Origin of the sequence: Paracoccus stylophorae, from assembly GCF_028553765.1 — a bacterium.
Taxonomy (GTDB): Bacteria; Pseudomonadota; Alphaproteobacteria; order Rhodobacterales; family Rhodobacteraceae; genus Paracoccus; species Paracoccus stylophorae.
This window is the reverse complement of record NZ_CP067134.1, coordinates 2,901,591-2,917,733: the sequence shown is the minus strand read 5'-3', so window position 1 is coordinate 2,917,733 and position 16,143 is coordinate 2,901,591. Positions and strand designations below refer to the sequence as shown.

Here is a 16,143-nt window from a genome sequence, read left to right as displayed (position 1 = left end):
AAGCTGCGGCGGTGCGGCGCGGATGGAATTGGCTCAAATGCCGTGTTTCTTTCTTGCCGCGCGGCTTGTCATGGCGGGCGGGACGCGGAATGATCGCGGTCGTGACTTGGGCGGCGCAGATGTCTATACGGGCGGAAATATCCGTCACGAGTGGTTGAGGAATGCAGATCGAACACACATCGTTGCCGGGCGTGCTGCTGATCACGCCGGACCGGCATGGCGACGACCGGGGGTTTTTTTCCGAAAGCTGGAACCGGCGCAGCCTTGAGGCGGCGGGGGTCAGCCTGCCGGAATTCGTGCAGGACAACCATTCATTGTCGCGCGAGGCCGGAACGCTGCGCGGCCTGCATTACCAGTCGCCGCCGCATGCGCAGGGCAAGCTGGTGCGGTGCGGGCGCGGCCGGCTTTACGATGTCGCGGTCGATGCGCGCGCGAACAGCCCGACCTATGGCGAGTGGCTGGGGGTGGAATTGTCGTTCGAGAACGGCAGGCAGATCTGGATTCCGGCAGGCTTCCTGCACGGGTTCGTCACCCGGGAACCGGACACCGAGATCATCTATAAATGCACCGCCCATTACGACCGCGCCAGCGATGGCGGCGTCCGGTGGGACAGTCTGGACATCGACTGGGGCGTGACCGATCCGATCCTGTCGGAAAAGGATCGCACAGCGCCGCGATTTGCGGACTGGACGACGCCGTTTCGCGACGAGGTCACGGCATGAAGATCCTTGTGACCGGCGGTGCCGGGTTCATCGGATCGGCGGTCGTGCGGCTGGCGGTTCGGCGCGGACATCAGGTCGTCAATCTCGATGCGCTGACCTATGCCGCCAATCTGGACAACGTGGCGCCGGTGTCGGACAGCGAGCTTTACCGGTTCGAACAGGCCGACATCCGCGACCGCCCGACGCTGGACCGGATATTTGCCAGACATCGTCCCGATGTCGTGATGCATCTGGCCGCGGAAAGCCATGTGGACCGTTCGATCGACGGGCCGGCGGCGTTCATCGAAACGAACGTCATGGGCAGCTTCAACATGCTCGAGGCTGCGCGCGCATACTGGACGGATCAGGGGCGGCCGCAGGATTTCCGGTTTCACCACATTTCGACCGACGAGGTGTTCGGATCGCTGGGCAAGACCGGCCAGTTCACCGAAACCACGCCGTATGATCCGCGCAGCCCCTATTCCGCCAGCAAGGCGGGGTCGGATCATCTGGTGCGGGCCTGGCACGAAACTTATGGACTGCCGGTGGTGCTGACCAATTGTTCGAACAATTACGGGCCGTATCATTTTCCCGAAAAACTGGTCCCGGTCGTCATCCTGAACGCGTTGGCGGGGCGGCAGATTCCGGTTTATGGCGACGGCGGCAATGTGCGCGACTGGCTGTATGTCGAGGATCACGCCGATGCGCTGCTGCTGGTGGTCGAGAAGGGGCGCGTCGGCCGCAGCTACAATATCGGGGGCGAAAACGAAGCGACGAACATAGATCTTGTCCGGACCATCTGCGCACATATGGACGATCTGCACCCGCAGGGCGCCCCGCATGATCGGCTGATCGCCTTTGTGCCTGACCGTCCTGGCCATGACCGCCGCTATGCGATCGATCCGGCCCGCATCCGCGATGAACTGGGCTGGCGGCCCTCGGTCACGGTGGAACAGGGGCTGAGGCGCACCGTGGAATGGTATCTGGACAATCGCGACTGGTGGCAACCGCTGCTGGCGCGCGATGGCGTGGGCAAGCGATTGGGGACCGGATGATGCAGGATCTGCTTGTCTTCGGCCGGACCGGGCAGGTCGCGCGGGAACTCGCGCGGCTTGCACCCGAGGCACGGTTTCTGGATCGCGATGCCGCCGATCTGACGCGGCCCGACGACTGCGCCGCCGCGCTGCGTGCGGCCCGCCCGCGGCTGGTCATCAACGCCGCAGCCTACACCGCTGTCGACCGCGCCGAAACCGCAGCCCGGACCGCAAGCCTTGTCAATTCGCTGGCGCCTGCGGCGATGGCGCGTGCGGCGGCGGATCTGAACGTGCCGTTCCTGCATGTCTCGACCGATTATGTCTTCGACGGCAGCGGGGATACGCCCCGCGCGGAACATGCCGCCACGAATCCCCTGGGCGTCTATGGCGCGACCAAGCTGGAGGGAGAGCAGGGCGTGATCGGGGCCGGCGGGCAGGCCGCCATTCTGCGAACCTCATGGGTCTTTTCGGCGCATGGCAGCAATTTCGTCAAGACGATGCTGCGCCTGGGCGCCGAACGGGATGAGGTGCAGGTCGTGGACGACCAGATCGGCGGGCCGACGCCCGCCGCCGACATCGCGGCGGCGCTGCTGGCGATGGGTCGTGCGATGCGGGACGATCCCGAAAGACGCGGAATCTATCACTTCGCCGGTGCGCCGGATGCAAGCTGGGCCGATTTCGCGACCGAGATTTTCGCGCAGGCCGGCATCGCCTGCCATGTGCGCCGCATCGCCACCGCGGATTATCCGACGCCGGCGCAGCGACCCTCGAATTCCCGGCTGGATTGCGCGGCCATCGCCCGCGATTTCGGCATCGCGCGTCCCGACTGGCGCAAGGGGCTGGCCAATGTGCTGGCCAGGCTGGAGCAGACGACATGACACAGCGCAAGGGTATCATCCTAGCTGGCGGGTCGGGCACGCGGCTGTATCCGATCACGATGGGCGTGTCGAAACAGCTTTTGCCGCTTTATGACAAGCCGATGATCTATTACCCGATAACGGTGCTGATGCTGGCCGGCATCCGCGAGATCGCGATCATCACCACGCCCGAGGACAATGCCCAGTTCCAGCGGCTTCTGGGCGATGGCAGCCAGTGGGGCCTGCGATTCGAATGGATCGTCCAGCCCTCGCCCGACGGGCTGGCGCAGGCCTATCTGCTGGCCGAGGATTTTCTGGCGGGTGCCGCCTCGGCGATGGTGCTGGGTGACAATATCTTCTTCGGCCACGGGTTGCCGGTCCTGCTGCACGCCGCCGATTCGCGCGACAGCGGCGGCACCGTCTTCGGCTATCGCGTCTCGGACCCCGAACGCTATGGCGTGGTCGATTTCGATGACACGGGCCGGGCCCGGGCAATTGTCGAGAAACCGCGGGTTCCGCCGTCGAACTTTGCCGTGACGGGGCTTTATTTTCTCGACGGCACCGCGCCGAGGCGGGCCGCCGCCGTCACCCCCTCCGACCGGGGCGAGCTTGAGATCACGACGCTGCTTGAAAGCTATCTTTCCGACGGGTCGCTGACGGTGGAAAAGATGGGGCGCGGCTTTGCGTGGCTGGATACCGGCACCCATGCCAGCCTGCTGGATGCCGGGAATTTCGTGCGCACGCTGGAAAACCGGCAGGGTCTGCAGACCGGCTGCCCCGAGGAAATCGCCTTCGAGGCGGGATGGATCGACGCCGATCAGTTGCGCGAACGGGCGCGGAAATTCGCCAAGAACGACTATGGCGCCTATCTGCTTCAGGTGCTGGGCGAACGCGGCTGACGCAGCCTTCCGACCGCCGCGGCGGCATACAGCGCCGCCGTCCCGGCGCGCGTATGGCGATACAGGCCCAGCCTGCGCAGCGCGCGGGCGGCCTGTGGCCCGGGCAGGGGCAGCGCGGCATCGACATCCGCGACCAATCGCCTGTTTTCCCCGGTCAGCAGATTGCCGACGGCGCCAAGCGCCTGAAGATTGGCCGACAGCCAGCCGCCATAGGCGCCCGCGAACAGCTGCGCCAGCCGTGCCGCCATGGCGCGCGGCGTATCGTTGCGTCCCATCGTGCTGTGGCGGTGCTGACGATAGAACAGCGCCGGCACCTCGTCGTGAATCAGTGTCGCCCCGGCCCCCGATGTCAGCTGATATGCCCACCAGTCATGCGATTCGACACCTGCCCGCCGCGCCGCAGCGGCCCCCTGCTTCAACAGGTTCGCCGCCGCAGGGTTGAAGACCGACGTGTTGCCCGCCATGCAGGCCTGCACCAGCGCGTTGCGAAAGCCGAACTTGCGCCGGAATTGCCGCGACCGGGCGACCGGCCGAAGATCGTCGTCGGTGATCACCGTCCGGGCCGCGTAGTGACCGGCGCCCGCGATCCGGGCCAGATGCGCCATGGCACGGGCCAGCTTGTCGGGAAACCAGACATCGTCCTGATCGCAAAATGCCAGCGTTCGGTTGGCGGGCGCCTGTTGCACCAGATGCAGGAAATTCTGCGTCGCCCCCGATTGCGGCCCGTCGATCAGACTGATCTTTCCTTCGGAAAAGCCGGCCGCAAATCGCGACACGATGTCGCGCGTTCCGTCCCGCGAGCCGTCGTCCGACACGATCAGTTGCCAGTCGCGATGGCTTTGAGCGGCGATGCTGTCCAGCTGTGCCTGGATGAATTCGGCACCCTGAAAGCTGGCCAGCAGGATCACGACGGTGCCGTGGCTTGCGGCGGCGGAATCCTCACCGGTTGTCGTCATCTGGGCGTTTGCGGCGGTCACGTCGGGTCCTTGCGCGGCGATGGCCTCTTCTGCCGCGCCGCCGCAGCAGAGGCAATCGCATCGTCCGACTTTCCTGCCGCTGCGGCGGATGGCGGATCAGCTGGCGGCCTGGCGGGCGATCTCTTCGATCAGCACCGCGCCGATGGGCAGGTCGGTCGCCTCCCGCACCGCCCGCAGCAATGCTTCGCGCAGGACGCGGGTTCGCGGCTCGGTGGTGAAATTGCCGTCGAACGCGCCGGTATTGGCCAGGATCAGCAATTGCCGCAGCAGGGCGTCGCGCAGCCGGTGTTCCTGACGCTTCATCGGCTCCAGCGCGCTTTCGGTGGTTTCGATGCTCAGCGTCAGGATCATCATCGCGCCCATGTCGCCGTTGCGCATCATCGGGACGAAGAATTGCGACGGGAATGTGAACCACGCGGCCGGGCCGCCTCTGCCGTGTTCATGTTCCCCCGTCGCCGGACTGTCCTGGGCCGGTCCGCCATCGGCGTCGGCGTCGGAACTTGCGGGCGCGGCGGCCTCGGTCGCGGCTTCGTGCGGCGGCGGGTCGCCCCGCAGCAGCGTGCCGCCGAACGTTCCCGCCCCAAATGCCAGCAGCGGCAGAAGCAGTGTCAGGATCTTCTTCATGGCCGAACTCAGTAAGGCAGCAGGATGTCGGCGATCTGCTGGCCGTAACGCGGCTGCTGAACGTCGGTGATCTGGCCCCGCCCGCCATACGAGATGCGAGCCCCGGCGATGCGGTCATAGGCGATTTCGTTGTTGCGGTCGATGTCGCCCGGCCGCACGAAACCCGCTACCGTCAGTTCGCGCAATTCGAAGTTGACGCGCACCTCTTGCGTGCCCTCGATCTGCAAGGTGCCGTTGGGCAGGCGATCCGTGACCGTGGCCGCGACGCGCAAGGTCAGCTTGTCGCGCCGCGTGATGTTGCCCGCGCCCTTGTAGGTCGAGGAAGACGAGGCATCGGCCAGTTCGTCGAAGCCCGCCCCTTCGGGAAGCTTGTGGGCCAGACGCTGCGGGATGCCCATCATCTGCGGCATGCCAACCTTGTCGCCCGCCGCGCGCGAGCGGCCCGAGCTGTTGCTGATCTCGGCGCGGTCGTCGATCTCGATGACGACGGTCAGGATATCGCCCCGCGCCGTCGCGCGACGATCGCCGATCAGCGAGGATGTCGTGCCCGCCCACAGCGATGCCGCAGCCTCGGGGCGGCCGGAATCCACCGGGATTTCCAGCGGCGGATTGGTCATGGCGGCGAATTCCTGGCTGTCGCGCGGCGAGGTCAGATCCGGCGCCTGCCCGACATTGGCGACCCGCGAACAGGCGCCCAGGGCCAGTGCCAGGCAGATCAGATGGATGGGTTTCATGCGGTTTTCCTTGTCTGTCCTGCGCGTCAGCGGCCTGCAAGAAGGCTGCCATCGGCCATGACGCGGGCGGTGATGGTGTTGCGCGAATCCAGGTTCATCACCCGCACCAGATCGCCCGCCGCGCCGTCGCCAAGCAGGCGGCCTTCGGTTTCGATGCGCAGCGCGCCGCGCTGAAACGACAGGCGCACGATCTGGTTGCGGCTGACCAGCCGGGGCGCGCGCAGCAGATTGGCGTGGATCGGCCGACCCTCATAGATGGTGATGCGGGTCTGAAGCCCGATGGCCTGTGACGGATCGCTGAGGCCGGGACGGTCGCTGTCGACAGCGCGCAAATCGGACGCGGAAATGACGGTGCCGGCGGGCAGGGTGCGGGCGGCTGCCAGAACCCCGGCCTGCAACGGGCCGGGCAGCAGCGCGATCAGGGCAAGGACGCGGATCATCAGCGCACCTGCGTGGTCGCGCCAAGCATCTGGTCGGCGGCGGTGATGACCTTGGCGTTCAGTTCATAGCCGCGCTGCGCCTTGATCAGTTCGGTGATCTCGCGCACCGCATCGACCGAGCTTTCCTCAAGATAGCCCTGCCGCAGCGTGCCCAGCCCGTCCTGCCCCGGATTGGCGATCTGCGCGTTGCCCGAGGCGGCGGTTTCCAGAAATAGGTTCGATCCGATCGCCTCAAGCCCCTTTTCGTTGGCAAAACCGGCCAGCGTGAACTGACCCAGCATCTCGGGCTCGACCCGGTCGTTGAAATAGGCATAGACCTCTCCGCCCGCGTTGATCGAGATCGAGCGCGCGTCGTCGGGCACGGTGATGCCGGGCACGACCGGATAGCCGTCCGAGGTGACGATCTGACCCTCGGCCGACCGTTTCAGCCCGCCGTCGCGGGTATAGCCCGACAGGCCGGACGGCAGCGTCACTTCAAGATAGCCGTCGCCGTCGATGGCCATGTCCAGATCGCCGCCGGTCTGGTTCAGCGACCCCTGTTGCAGGTTGATGCTGACCGCAGTTGGCCGCACGCCCAGCCCCAGCTGCACCCCTGCCGGGATCACGGTGCCGTCGGCGGCGGTCACGGTGCCGGGCCGGGTGGCCTGCTGGTAATGCAGATCGGCGAATTCGGCGCGGCGCGCGTTGTAGCCGGTGGTGGACATGTTGGCGAGGTTGTTCGAGATGACCTCGACGCGGGTCTGCTGCGCGCTCATGCCGGTGGCGGCGATTTGCAGGGCTCTCATGGCGGCTCCTTGTCTAGCGGGTCATGGACGAGATCGCGTTGCGGATGCGCTGATCCTCGCGATCCAGAAAGGACTGGCCCAGCTCGTAGGCGCGCTGGATTTCGATCATCCGGGTGATCTCGAACACCGGATCGACATTCGACTCCTCCAGGAAACCCTGTCGGATGCGGGCATCCTCGACCGGCTGCGGATCGGCATCGACGGCAAAGCCGGTTCCGCCGTCATGCGTGATCAGCGCGTCTTCCGGCGGCGCGAAGACACCGACGCGGCCAAAGCTGACGCCGTTGGCGGACAGTGTGCCGTCGGCGCCCACGGCGACGCGGCTTGCGCCGGCCGGGATGATGATCGGCGCCCGGCCTCCATCCAGCAGACGGTGGCCATCGGCGGTCATCAACTCGCCCTCGGGCGAGGGCATGAAGGCGCCCGCCCGGGTCATTCGCGGACCGTCGGGCGTGTCCAGCAGAAAGAACCCCTGGCCGTCGATCGCCAGATCGAAACTGTTGTTCGTCTGGGTCAGCGCCGCCTGTCGCAGATCGACCTGCCGCCCCTTTGCGTGGGCCATCGACAACGTATCGCCCTGCCGGTCCAGCGCCGTCAGGTGTTCGGCAAAGATCACGCCTTCGCGCCGAAAGCCGGTGGTGCCGGCATTGGCGATATTGTTGGCCACGACGCGCATTTCGTTCATCAGCCCGGTCTGGCGCGTCAGCGTGGCATAGATGGCGTTGTCCATGGATCAGCTGCCCGCGATCAGGGGGATGATCTGGCCGAGATAGAAATCGGACAGGGCGGTGGTCATGAAGCTCATCGTGACCCAGAAGACGATCAGCATCAGCCCGACCTTGGGCACGAAGGTCAGCGTCATTTCCTGCACCGAGGTCAGCGCCTGGAACAGGCCGATGACGACGCCCGCGATCAGCGCAACGCCCAGCATCGGGGCGGATATGCGCACCGCGATCAGCAGCGCCTGGCGAAGCATGTCGAACAGCAGCGTTTCGGTGGTCATGGCTCAGACCGGCATCCGCAGGATTTCCTGATACGCCTCGACCACCTTGTCGCGGATCGCGACGACCGTCTCCATCGCAAGCTGCGATTCGGCGATGGTCTGGACCAGCTGATGCGTGTCGGTCCGGCCGGTCATCGCGCCGGTGGCGACGGCATCGACCTGCGCCATCTGCGCGGCGAAATCCTGCGCCGCCTGGCCCAGCTTCTCGACCGGCGAGGGGGCGGCGGGCGATCCCGGCCGAACCGCGCTGCGGGCGGCGGAATAGGCGTTGGCGGCGTCAAATGCGGTAATCATGGAAAATCCTTTCAGCGGCGCAGCAGATCCAGCAGGGAAGCGCCCATCTGCCGGGTCTGTTCGAACATTTTCAGGTTGGCTTCATAGCTGCGACCGGCCTCGCGAGAATCCGCGATCTCGACCACGAGGTTCACGTTCGAGCCGAGGTAATAGCCGTTCTCATCCGACATCGGATGCGCGGGATCGTGGATCCGCGGCAGTTCCGTGCGGTCAAGCAGGGTGCGCGACGCCTGAACCTCGCCGGTCGGGCGGCCGAACCGCGCGGCCTCGTGAAACGTGACAAGCTTGCGGCGATAGCCGGGCGTGTCGGTATTGGCAATGTTTTCGGCCGTGCGGCGCAGGCGTTCGCTTTGCGCCTGCATGCCGGATGCCGACAGCCGCAGCGGCGAGAGGGGTTCGGTCATGGTGAGGTCCTTCAGCCGCGCCGGCCGATGCTGGTCCGCATCAGGTCCAGCGCCGAGCGATAGATGCCAAGCGACAGGTCGTGGTCGCGCTTCAGCTGGGCGGCCTTGAACATCTCGTCCTCAAGCGAGACCGAGTTGCCGTTGGGCGACACGCCGCTGTCGGTTTCGGTGATCCGCGTGCCGGCGGGCGACCAGTGCGGGTCCGGCAGGTGGCGCGGGTCGGTGGTGCGCAGGGCCGCCGCATCGCCGCGCCGACGATAGCTGTCCTGAAAACCCTCCATCTCCTGCGCCCTGAAACCGGGCGTATCGGCGTTGGCGATGTTGCGGGCCACCATCGTCTGACGTTCGGCGACGTGCTGGCCCATGGCGCGCGCCATCCGCATCATTTCGATTCTTTCAAGCATGAGGCTTCTCCTCAGTGGCGATAACCCGGTCTTAACCCCAATTGGTTTAGAAACAGTTTCAGGCCGCCGGATGCGTGCCGGACAGGAGCGCCGTGAAATGGATAAACTTGAATCGATCTGTCACCGCCTGCGCCATCTGCCGATGCTGCGGCATTTCGGCCGCGTGCAGTCGGTCCAAGGCGGGCTGATCCGGGTCGAGGGTCTGAACCGCCATGCCTCGGTCGGCGACAGGGTCGCGATGTCGCGACCTGACGGCACCGTGACCGGCGAAATCGTCGGGCTGGCGCCGCGCCACGCCGAAGTGCTGGCCGAGGGAAACCCCGAAGGGCTGTCGGTCGGGGCCGAGGTCGAATTGCTGTTCGCACCGACAATCGCGCCCTGCGATGCCTGGATCGGACGGATCGTCGACCCGTTGGGCGAGCCGCTGGACGGCCGCGCCCTGCCGCGCGGCCTCGCCCCGCGCCCGTTCCGTGCCGAGGCGCCGCCCGCCGTGCGGCGCAAGCGGCTGGGCCGAAGACTGCCGACCGGGCTGGCGGTGTTCGACACGCTGCTGCCGCTGGTCGCCGGGCAGCGAATCGGGTTGTTCGCGGGGTCGGGCGTGGGAAAATCGACGCTGCTGTCCAACCTTGCGCGTGGGGTTCAGGCCGATGTCGTCGTGATCGCCATGATCGGAGAGCGGGGGCGCGAGTTGCGCGAGTTCGTCGAACGCACGCTTGGGCCCGACGGCATGGCGCGGGCGGTGATCGTGGCCGCGACCTCGGACCGCTCGCCCCTGATCCGGCGGCGCTGCGCCTGGGCGGCGATGGCCGTGGCCGAGCATTTTCGCGATCAGGGCAAACACGTCCTGCTGCTGGCCGATTCGATCACCCGCTTTGCCGAGGCGCATCGCGAAATCGCGCTGACGGCGGGCGAACCGCCCAGCTATCGCGGATTTCCGCCCTCGGTGTCGAACCTGATCATGGCGCTGGCCGAACGCGCCGGTCCGGGGCTTGAGGGCAGCGGCGACATTACCGGCATCTTCAGCGTTCTGGTGGCCGGGTCCGACATGGAGGAGCCGGTGGCCGACATCCTGCGCGGCACGCTGGACGGGCATGTGGTGCTGGAACGCAGCATCGCCGAACGCGGGCGGTTCCCGGCCATCGACGTGGTGCGGTCGGTATCGCGGTCGCTGCCCGATGCCGCCACGGAGGAGGAAAACGCCCTGATCGGTCGGGCGCGCGCGGCCCTGGGCGCCTATGCCGAATCCGAGCTGATGATTCGCGCGGGGCTTTATGCCCCCGGCTCTGACCCGCTTCTGGACGAGGCGGTGCAGCTTTATCCGCAGTTGGACGAGTTCGTGACGCGGAAAAGCGAGGGGATCGCACAAGGCTTTGCCGCCCTGTCCGAGGCGCTGCGCCCGCGGGCACGGCCGAAACCCGCCGGTCGTGCGCCACAGCCTGTCGGCGGGGGCAGCGTCCGGATTTGATGAATGTTATAAGCAGGACTGTTGCCATTGCGCGGAAAACCGCAATTTGCGACTGTCTTCAAGCCGTTGCAAAGGGGACGCGGATGGCGATCAGCGATTATTTCATCCGCTATCTTGAACAGCGCGACACGCTTTCGGACGCCGATCTGAAACGCCTGCGGGCGTTGCAGACGCAGCACGTGTCCTTTGCCCCCGGTGAGGTCATCGTCCCCGAGGATCGTCTGGCCGAGCGCAGCTGCATGATGTTGCGCGGCATTTCGGCGCGGTCCCACAAGGTGATCGGGCGTCCGCAGGAACGGGTAATCACCGCCTTGCAGGTGCCGGGCGATTTCGTCGATCTGCACGGATTCGTGCTGGCCGGGCTTGAACATTCGGTGATCGCGGTCGGGCCGGCCGAGGTCGAGTTCGTCAGCCATGAACAACTGATCGACATTACCGAGAATTTTCCCCATCTGACCCGGCTTTTGTGGCTGGCGACGCTGATCGACGGGGCGATCCACCGGCAATGGCTGGTGGCCGCCGCGACGCTGCGATCCAGCGCGCATCTGGCGCATCTGCTGTGCGAGATCCATACGCGGCTGAACGCGGTCGGCGCGACCAGCGGTTACCGTTTCGAACTGCCGCTGCTGCAACGCGAACTGGCGATCATCCTGGGCTATTCCCCGATCCACGTGAACCGCGCGGTGCGGGAATTGCGGGATCGCGAACTGATCCGCTGGTCGGGGGCCGAGGTTACCATCCTTGACTGGAAGGGTCTGACCGCGCTTGCGCATTTCGATCCGACCTATCTGGACATGCAGCAGATCAGCCGCTGAGCGTCACTGGCACAGACGCCAGCCGCCGCGCCGGTCGGCAAGATCCAGATGCAGATGGTTCGCGTGCGCGGCATTGGCGCCGGGGCCAAGCACCGTGGTGAAGAACAGGCAGGCGGCGCCGCGAATCGCGCGCTGGAACGCCTCGGTCCGGTCGCCGCTGTCGCGGCGCGGCGCGACGCGCAGCGGGTCGGCGTCCTGAAAGGTGAAGCCCATGATGTCGATGGCATTGCCAAGCGCGTGTTCGGACAGGCGCGGCCGGGCCTTGCCGGTGCCGACGCGCGCCCGGCAATCATAGGTCGATCCCGGTTGCAGGCCGGTCACGCGCGGCGCGCCGGGCAGGGTGGCCGCCGCCGGCCGCAGAAAGTCGCGCACCCAGAACCCAAGCGCGCGTGCCGTGTCGCACCGCATCACCGCCCCGCCCTGCACCGACAGATCGGGCAGGATGCGGGTGACGCGGATCGGGCGCGCGATGCCGCAATCGCGATCGTCGGGGTCGGTCAGGGGCGGTTCTTCGCGATAGACGGTTCCCAGAACCGCAAGCGCAAGGCGGCAGGCGGCGTATTCCTGATCGGTCTCGCGCAGCGTATACCAGCGCGGGGGCGGGGGCGGGCCGTGAACCTCTGCATCGTCCGGTGCGTCGGCCTGTTCCTCGGGCGGTGCGGCGCCATCTTGCGGCGCATCGGGTTTGTCCGGCGGGCGGGCCGAGGAACCCTCGGCCTCGTCCTGCTGCGCGGGTTCGGGCGGGTGCGGCGGGCGTTCCTGCGCGCCGGCCAGACCCGCCCACAGACATGCCGCCGCGATGGCCAGCGCGCGACCGATCACTGACCTTCGTCCAGGGGCGGGGCGACGAACCCATCGGGCAGCGCGCCCGACAGCGCCTGGCTGAGCGGATCGGCCGAAGATGGCTGCGCCGCCGCGTCGGCCTCCTCCTCCGAGGTGTTCTCGTGGAGACTGGCGCCGGCGAGACCCGTCTGCGCGCCCGGATCATCGGGGAAATCCAGCGGCGCGGCGGTCGCGGCCGCATCCGCCGCCGGGGTTTCGCCGTCCGTAACCTGAGCCTCGGCCGCGATCTGTTCCAGCGGTTGCGACGTCTGGACGGGAGCCGAGGGGGCAACCCCGGTGACGTCCGCGATGGTGACGCCGGGTTCCAGAAACTCGACCCGGGTGACATTGGCGCGCACCATGCCGGCCAGTTCCTCGGCGTCCCAGTTGGTCAGGCGGACGCAGCCATGTGACTGGTTGTGAAACAGCCGCGACGGGGTCGCCGTGCCGTGGATGCCATAGCTGGGTTTCGACAGATCGATCCAGACCGATCCGACCGGCCCGTTCGGCCCCGGCGGCACGATCAGCGGCTTGTCGTTGTCGCCCTGCTTGAAGTTCCGCGCGGGGTTGTAGGTATAGTTCGGGTTCATCGCCACCGTCACCACGTGATGATCGCCCGAGGGCGAGGGCGTGGCATCCGACCCGATCGTGGCCGGATAATCGACGATCATCCTGCCCTGGGCGTTATAGCCGGCCACCCGGCGGCTGGCCTTGTCGACGATGATGCGCGTGACCTGTCCCTTCACCGGACTGCCGGGATCGGTCACCCTGATCGTGGCCCCCGGTTCCAGCGCCACCCCCGGATTGAGAAAGGCGATGAACTTTTCATCCATGTGAAAGCGTTCGCCCAGCCTTTCGGCGATGCTGGTATAGCCTTGCGAGCTCATCCTGGCCTTTTCGGCGTAATCGGCGGGGATCGCATCGACCAGTCCTTCGGCGTCCTGCGGGGTGATGGTATACTCCATCGTGATCGGCTGATGCGCAAAGCTTTGCAGCAGGTTCCACACATGCGGGTCCATCACGCCGTCCATCGGCAGGCCCGAACGCCGCTCGAACGCCATGATCGCGCTTTGGCTCATGCCGCCCTTGAACCCGTCGATCACGCCGGGCGACGTGCCGGACCGGTCCAGCAGCACCTGGACCTTCGCCGTCAGCGCCGAGCGTCCGGGCGGCAGATCGCCGCCATCGTAACCCGCATCCTCGATCTGCGACGCCGTGAAGACGGTGTCGGATTGCGCAAAGGCGGGAACACCGGACGCGATCAGCAGGATCAGCGCGGCCAGATGGGCGGTGGGAAGGCGGGTCGGCATGACATTCTCCGGGTGTGGGTCGTCGCAGCATCCCGCGTTCGACAGGAAAGCGCCAGATATCCCGCCGGTCACGATCGGGTCAATTCCAAGTTGATTCCAGCCGAGTGGCGTCGCAAGCTGGATCGCAGGACGGGGGGCAGGATGACGAACAACCGCGCCATGCGTGCGGCGGGCATCGCCGGTCGCCGGACATGCGTTGCATCGCCCTGCCGGATGCGCCGGGCCGGCGGCGAGCCCTGTCGCGTCCCGGCCGCATCTGCCTGTGAAACCGGGCGCGAGGCGGGCTGAGATGGCGGTGGCGGCCATCGGCGTTCTGGGCCTGCTGCTTGCCGCGATCCTTCTGATGCTGCGCGCGCCGATCCCGGCCGTTCTGGCGGGCGTGGCCGTGGCGGTGGCGGCACTGATCTTCGGGGCGGGCAGCGGGATGCCGGGGCCGGGTCTTGCGGCATCGGCGGTCTTTCGCGATCTGATCGAACTGGTCCAGACCCCCGACATTGCGATGATCCCGCTTTTCGTCCTGTTGGGAAACGTCGCCTTCTACAGCGGCATCAGCACCCGCATCTATGACGCCGCCGCAGTCTGGCTGCGCCCGATGCCGGGCGGGCTGGCGATGGCCGCGGTCATGGGATGCGGCGGGTTTTCCGCGATTTCGGGGTCGTCCGTCGCCTGCGCCTCGACCATGGGCCGGATCTGCGTCCCCGAGATGCTGCGCGCTGGATACGACCCGAAGCTTGCGACGGCATCGGTGGCCGTGGGCGGCACGCTGGGGTCACTGATCCCGCCATCGGTGCTGTTCATCCTTTACGGCATCTTCACCGACACCTCGATTGCAAGGCTGTTTCTGGCCGGGCTTCTGCCGGGGCTTCTGTCGCTGGCGGGGATGTTGGCGGTGATCGCGTGGTGGGTCGGCCAGCATCCGCAGGCCGCGCCCCGAACCGCCGATGCCTGCAGCAGCCGGGCCGAGGCCGCCATCGCCGCCTGGCCCGCATTGCTGCTGTTCGCGGTGATCGTGGGCGGCATTTATGGCGGGATCGTCAGCGTGACACAGGCTGCGGCGATCTGCGTCGCGCTGACGCTGGTCATCGGCTTTGCGCAGCGGCGGCTGACGCCGGACGTGCTGTGGCGCGCCGTGCGCGAAAGCGCGGTGCAAAGCCTGACGATCCTGCTGATCGTGGCGGTGGCGAAAATATTCGTGGGCGTCATCGCCCTGACCGGCACCGCAGCCCATGTCGTGGTCTGGGCCGAGGTCGCGCAGATGCCGTTCTTCCTGACGATCGCGGCGGTGGTGGCGGTCTATCTGCTTCTTGGGCTGTTTCTGGACCCGGTCAGCATTCTTGTGCTGACGCTGCCCTTCGCCATCCCGCTGGTCGAAGCCTATGGGTTGGACCCGATCTGGTTCGGGGTGATCGTGATCAAGCTGCTTGAGATCGGGTTGATCACGCCGCCGGTCGGGCTGAACGTGTTCGTCATCGGTCAGGTCACGCCGAAGGTGACGACCGACCGCATCTTTGCCGGCGTTGCCCGGTTTCTGGCCGTGGACATGCTGGTTCTGCTGATCCTGATCCTGTTCCCGGTCGTCTCGACGCTGCTTCCATCGTCGATGTGACCGCGGCGCGGCAACATGCGGCGCCGCGATCACCCGTTTTCAGTCCTCGGAGACCAGACGGTGCTGGGGGGGATAGAATTGGCGCGCGAAAGAGACGGGGGTCGCATCGCTCCAGTTCGTGCGCTCGATGGTCAGGACCGGGGTGCCGCTGTTCACTTGCAGGTTGCGGGCGCAGTCGCCGGTCGCGCCTTCGGCCAGGATCGCAAAGCGGCCTTGCGTCAGCGGCACGTTGCGCGCCAGCCATTCATGCGCCGGCTGCGTCTCGACCTCTTCTTCCGACAGGCGCGGCAGGGCGCGGGGGTTCAGCCAGATCGCCTCGCAGCAATGCGGCAGACCGTTCGCCAGATATTGCGCCTTGACCAGGATCAACTCGTCGCTGGCGCTGACCTGCAAGGCGCGGATGACATCCTCGGTCGGATGCGCGCGCGAAAAGCTGGTCATGCGATAATCATAGCTGGCGCCCAACGCCTCGATCTCGTCGCGGATCACGGGCATTTCCAGCGTCGCGCGCCGCGAGGGGGTGGCCGTCACCCGCGTTCCCACCTTGCGGCGGCGTTCGATGATCCCGCTGTCGGCCAGTTCGCGCAGGGCCCGGTTCACCGTCGCCCGCGCGCATCCCAACTGCACCGCAAGCTGCTGTTCGGTCGGAATCAGCTCACCCGGCGGCCATTCGCGGGAACGGATCTTTTCCATGACCTCGGCCCGGACCGACTGCCACGTGTTCATGCGTTTCGACGCGCGCGCAAGGCCCGTGGGCCTCAGCGAGCGCGCCACCGGACTGGGTAACTTCGTCATGATGACTTCAAACTCGATAACTGACTGTTCCGTTAACAATCATAGCGTATAGGAAAGGGAAAACCTGTCTAAATAGACAAAACCGACCGTCTCGGGCGCAAACCTGTGCTTAAAGACAATCGCTTGACCGTCAGGGTTGTGCGACAGGCATATTCTCAATCACGCCCGGCTCTG

At 66.5% G+C, this 16,143-nt stretch carries 20 protein-coding genes; 7 read left to right on the top strand and 13 right to left on the bottom strand.

The genetic code is table 11. The features are described 5' to 3' along the window. The first annotated feature begins 161 nt into the window (after positions 1-161). From rfbC to rfbA, 4 genes are read left to right on the top strand one after another with little or no spacing between them, the layout of a single operon-like run. Complete coding sequence (gene rfbC / locus JHW45_RS14390; protein ID WP_272858286.1) at positions 162-722, top strand: dTDP-4-dehydrorhamnose 3,5-epimerase; 561 nt, start codon at positions 162-164, stop codon at positions 720-722. Next, positions 719-1,756, top strand: a complete 1,038-nt coding sequence (rfbB, locus tag JHW45_RS14385; protein WP_272858285.1) for a dTDP-glucose 4,6-dehydratase — start codon at positions 719-721, stop codon at positions 1,754-1,756. Before rfbC ends, rfbB begins: the two co-directional genes overlap by 4 nt. Beyond that, on the top strand, positions 1,756-2,613 hold the full coding sequence (rfbD, locus tag JHW45_RS14380) for a dTDP-4-dehydrorhamnose reductase (protein WP_272858284.1): 858 nt from the start codon (positions 1,756-1,758) through the stop codon (positions 2,611-2,613). Before rfbB ends, rfbD begins: the two co-directional genes overlap by 1 nt. Beyond that, positions 2,610-3,491 carry a glucose-1-phosphate thymidylyltransferase RfbA gene (gene rfbA / locus JHW45_RS14375; protein WP_272858283.1) on the top strand — a complete coding sequence of 294 codons (882 nt, stop codon included), beginning with the start codon at positions 2,610-2,612 and terminating at the stop codon, positions 3,489-3,491. The genes rfbD and rfbA overlap by 4 nt, the downstream gene beginning before the upstream one ends. On the opposite strand, the gene JHW45_RS14370 is transcribed toward rfbA, so the two are convergent. The 10 genes from JHW45_RS14370 to JHW45_RS14325 all read right to left on the bottom strand — a co-directional run bounded on the left by JHW45_RS14370 (position 3,467) and on the right by JHW45_RS14325 (position 9,156). Beyond that, the gene (locus JHW45_RS14370) at positions 3,467-4,468 is read right to left on the bottom strand and encodes a glycosyltransferase (RefSeq protein WP_272858282.1); all 1,002 of its coding nucleotides are present in this window, start codon (positions 4,466-4,468) and stop codon (positions 3,467-3,469) included. The genes rfbA and JHW45_RS14370 overlap by 25 nt on opposite strands. Positions 4,469-4,564: 96 nt before the next feature. Further along, a complete protein-coding gene (locus JHW45_RS14365; RefSeq protein WP_272858281.1) occupies positions 4,565-5,092 on the bottom strand; it encodes a hypothetical protein in 528 nt (175 codons plus the stop codon). An 8-nt stretch (positions 5,093-5,100) separates the two neighbouring features. Next, a complete protein-coding gene (flgH, locus tag JHW45_RS14360) occupies positions 5,101-5,826 on the bottom strand; it encodes a flagellar basal body L-ring protein FlgH (protein ID WP_272858280.1) in 726 nt (241 codons plus the stop codon). Positions 5,827-5,852: 26 nt separating this feature from the next. Then, positions 5,853-6,266 carry a flagellar basal body P-ring formation chaperone FlgA gene (flgA, locus tag JHW45_RS14355; RefSeq protein ID WP_272858279.1) on the bottom strand — a complete coding sequence of 138 codons (414 nt, stop codon included), beginning with the start codon at positions 6,264-6,266 and terminating at the stop codon, positions 5,853-5,855. Then, positions 6,266-7,051: a flagellar basal-body rod protein FlgG gene (gene flgG, locus JHW45_RS14350; RefSeq protein WP_272858278.1), complete on the bottom strand. Its 786-nt coding sequence runs from the start codon at positions 7,049-7,051 to the stop codon at positions 6,266-6,268. The genes flgA and flgG overlap by 1 nt, the downstream gene beginning before the upstream one ends. 13 nt (positions 7,052-7,064) lie before the next feature. Further along, positions 7,065-7,781, bottom strand: coding sequence for a flagellar hook-basal body complex protein (locus JHW45_RS14345; protein WP_272858277.1), 717 nt, complete (start codon positions 7,779-7,781; stop codon positions 7,065-7,067). Positions 7,782-7,784: 3 nt separating this feature from the next. Further along, entirely contained in the window at positions 7,785-8,054 is a 270-nt protein-coding gene (locus JHW45_RS14340) for a flagellar biosynthetic protein FliQ (protein WP_272858276.1), read from the bottom strand. Between the two features lie 3 nt (positions 8,055-8,057). Continuing rightward, complete coding sequence (gene fliE / locus JHW45_RS14335) at positions 8,058-8,348, bottom strand: flagellar hook-basal body complex protein FliE (protein ID WP_272858275.1); 291 nt, start codon at positions 8,346-8,348, stop codon at positions 8,058-8,060. Positions 8,349-8,359: 11 nt separating this feature from the next. Further along, positions 8,360-8,752 carry a flagellar basal body rod protein FlgC gene (flgC, locus tag JHW45_RS14330; RefSeq protein ID WP_272858274.1) on the bottom strand — a complete coding sequence of 131 codons (393 nt, stop codon included), beginning with the start codon at positions 8,750-8,752 and terminating at the stop codon, positions 8,360-8,362. Between the two features lie 11 nt (positions 8,753-8,763). Further along, positions 8,764-9,156, bottom strand: a complete 393-nt coding sequence (locus tag JHW45_RS14325; protein WP_272858273.1) for a FlgB family protein — start codon at positions 9,154-9,156, stop codon at positions 8,764-8,766. A gap of 97 nt (positions 9,157-9,253) precedes the next feature. On the opposite strand from JHW45_RS14325, the gene JHW45_RS14320 reads away from it, so the two are divergent. Together JHW45_RS14320 and JHW45_RS14315 are read left to right on the top strand one after the other, a co-directional pair. Further along, positions 9,254-10,621 (top strand): FliI/YscN family ATPase, encoded by a 1,368-nt coding sequence (locus tag JHW45_RS14320; RefSeq protein WP_272858272.1) that lies wholly within the window; start codon positions 9,254-9,256, stop codon positions 10,619-10,621. An 83-nt stretch (positions 10,622-10,704) separates the two neighbouring features. Then, positions 10,705-11,436 (top strand): Crp/Fnr family transcriptional regulator, encoded by a 732-nt coding sequence (locus JHW45_RS14315; protein ID WP_272858271.1) that lies wholly within the window; start codon positions 10,705-10,707, stop codon positions 11,434-11,436. 3 nt (positions 11,437-11,439) lie between these two features. On the opposite strand, the gene JHW45_RS14310 is transcribed toward JHW45_RS14315, so the two are convergent. Both JHW45_RS14310 and JHW45_RS14305 read right to left on the bottom strand, forming a co-directional pair. Then, the gene (locus JHW45_RS14310) at positions 11,440-12,258 is read right to left on the bottom strand and encodes an extensin-like domain-containing protein (protein WP_272858270.1); all 819 of its coding nucleotides are present in this window, start codon (positions 12,256-12,258) and stop codon (positions 11,440-11,442) included. After that, the gene (locus tag JHW45_RS14305; RefSeq protein ID WP_272858269.1) at positions 12,255-13,568 is read right to left on the bottom strand and encodes a L,D-transpeptidase family protein; all 1,314 of its coding nucleotides are present in this window, start codon (positions 13,566-13,568) and stop codon (positions 12,255-12,257) included. Before JHW45_RS14305 ends, JHW45_RS14310 begins: the two co-directional genes overlap by 4 nt. Positions 13,569-13,857: 289 nt before the next feature. Between JHW45_RS14305 and JHW45_RS14300 the strand changes: the two genes are divergently transcribed. Beyond that, positions 13,858-15,174 (top strand): TRAP transporter large permease, encoded by a 1,317-nt coding sequence (locus tag JHW45_RS14300; RefSeq protein WP_272858268.1) that lies wholly within the window; start codon positions 13,858-13,860, stop codon positions 15,172-15,174. Between the two features lie 39 nt (positions 15,175-15,213). Here JHW45_RS14300 and JHW45_RS14295 read toward each other — a convergent pair whose 3' ends face one another. Next, entirely contained in the window at positions 15,214-15,969 is a 756-nt protein-coding gene (locus JHW45_RS14295) for a GntR family transcriptional regulator (protein WP_272858267.1), read from the bottom strand. Positions 15,970-16,143: the final 174 nt, after the last annotated feature.

Coding starts and splice junctions, on each gene's coding strand:
- JHW45_RS14315 (WP_272858271.1), top strand. CDS start 10,705: ATGGCGATCAGCGATTATTTCATCCGCTATCTTGAACAGCGCGACACG.
- flgA (WP_272858279.1), bottom strand. CDS start 6,266: ATGATCCGCGTCCTTGCCCTGATCGCGCTGCTGCCCGGCCCGTTGCAG.
- flgG (WP_272858278.1), bottom strand. CDS start 7,051: ATGAGAGCCCTGCAAATCGCCGCCACCGGCATGAGCGCGCAGCAGACC.
- flgH (WP_272858280.1), bottom strand. CDS start 5,826: ATGAAACCCATCCATCTGATCTGCCTGGCACTGGCCCTGGGCGCCTGT.
- flgC (WP_272858274.1), bottom strand. CDS start 8,752: ATGACCGAACCCCTCTCGCCGCTGCGGCTGTCGGCATCCGGCATGCAG.
- fliE (WP_272858275.1), bottom strand. CDS start 8,348: ATGATTACCGCATTTGACGCCGCCAACGCCTATTCCGCCGCCCGCAGC.
- JHW45_RS14295 (WP_272858267.1), bottom strand. CDS start 15,969: ATGACGAAGTTACCCAGTCCGGTGGCGCGCTCGCTGAGGCCCACGGGC.
- rfbB (WP_272858285.1), top strand. CDS start 719: ATGAAGATCCTTGTGACCGGCGGTGCCGGGTTCATCGGATCGGCGGTC.
- JHW45_RS14340 (WP_272858276.1), bottom strand. CDS start 8,054: ATGACCACCGAAACGCTGCTGTTCGACATGCTTCGCCAGGCGCTGCTG.
- JHW45_RS14320 (WP_272858272.1), top strand. CDS start 9,254: ATGGATAAACTTGAATCGATCTGTCACCGCCTGCGCCATCTGCCGATG.
- JHW45_RS14300 (WP_272858268.1), top strand. CDS start 13,858: ATGGCGGTGGCGGCCATCGGCGTTCTGGGCCTGCTGCTTGCCGCGATC.
- rfbA (WP_272858283.1), top strand. CDS start 2,610: ATGACACAGCGCAAGGGTATCATCCTAGCTGGCGGGTCGGGCACGCGG.
- JHW45_RS14345 (WP_272858277.1), bottom strand. CDS start 7,781: ATGGACAACGCCATCTATGCCACGCTGACGCGCCAGACCGGGCTGATG.
- rfbD (WP_272858284.1), top strand. CDS start 1,756: ATGCAGGATCTGCTTGTCTTCGGCCGGACCGGGCAGGTCGCGCGGGAA.
- JHW45_RS14325 (WP_272858273.1), bottom strand. CDS start 9,156: ATGCTTGAAAGAATCGAAATGATGCGGATGGCGCGCGCCATGGGCCAG.
- JHW45_RS14365 (WP_272858281.1), bottom strand. CDS start 5,092: ATGAAGAAGATCCTGACACTGCTTCTGCCGCTGCTGGCATTTGGGGCG.
- rfbC (WP_272858286.1), top strand. CDS start 162: ATGCAGATCGAACACACATCGTTGCCGGGCGTGCTGCTGATCACGCCG.
- JHW45_RS14305 (WP_272858269.1), bottom strand. CDS start 13,568: ATGCCGACCCGCCTTCCCACCGCCCATCTGGCCGCGCTGATCCTGCTG.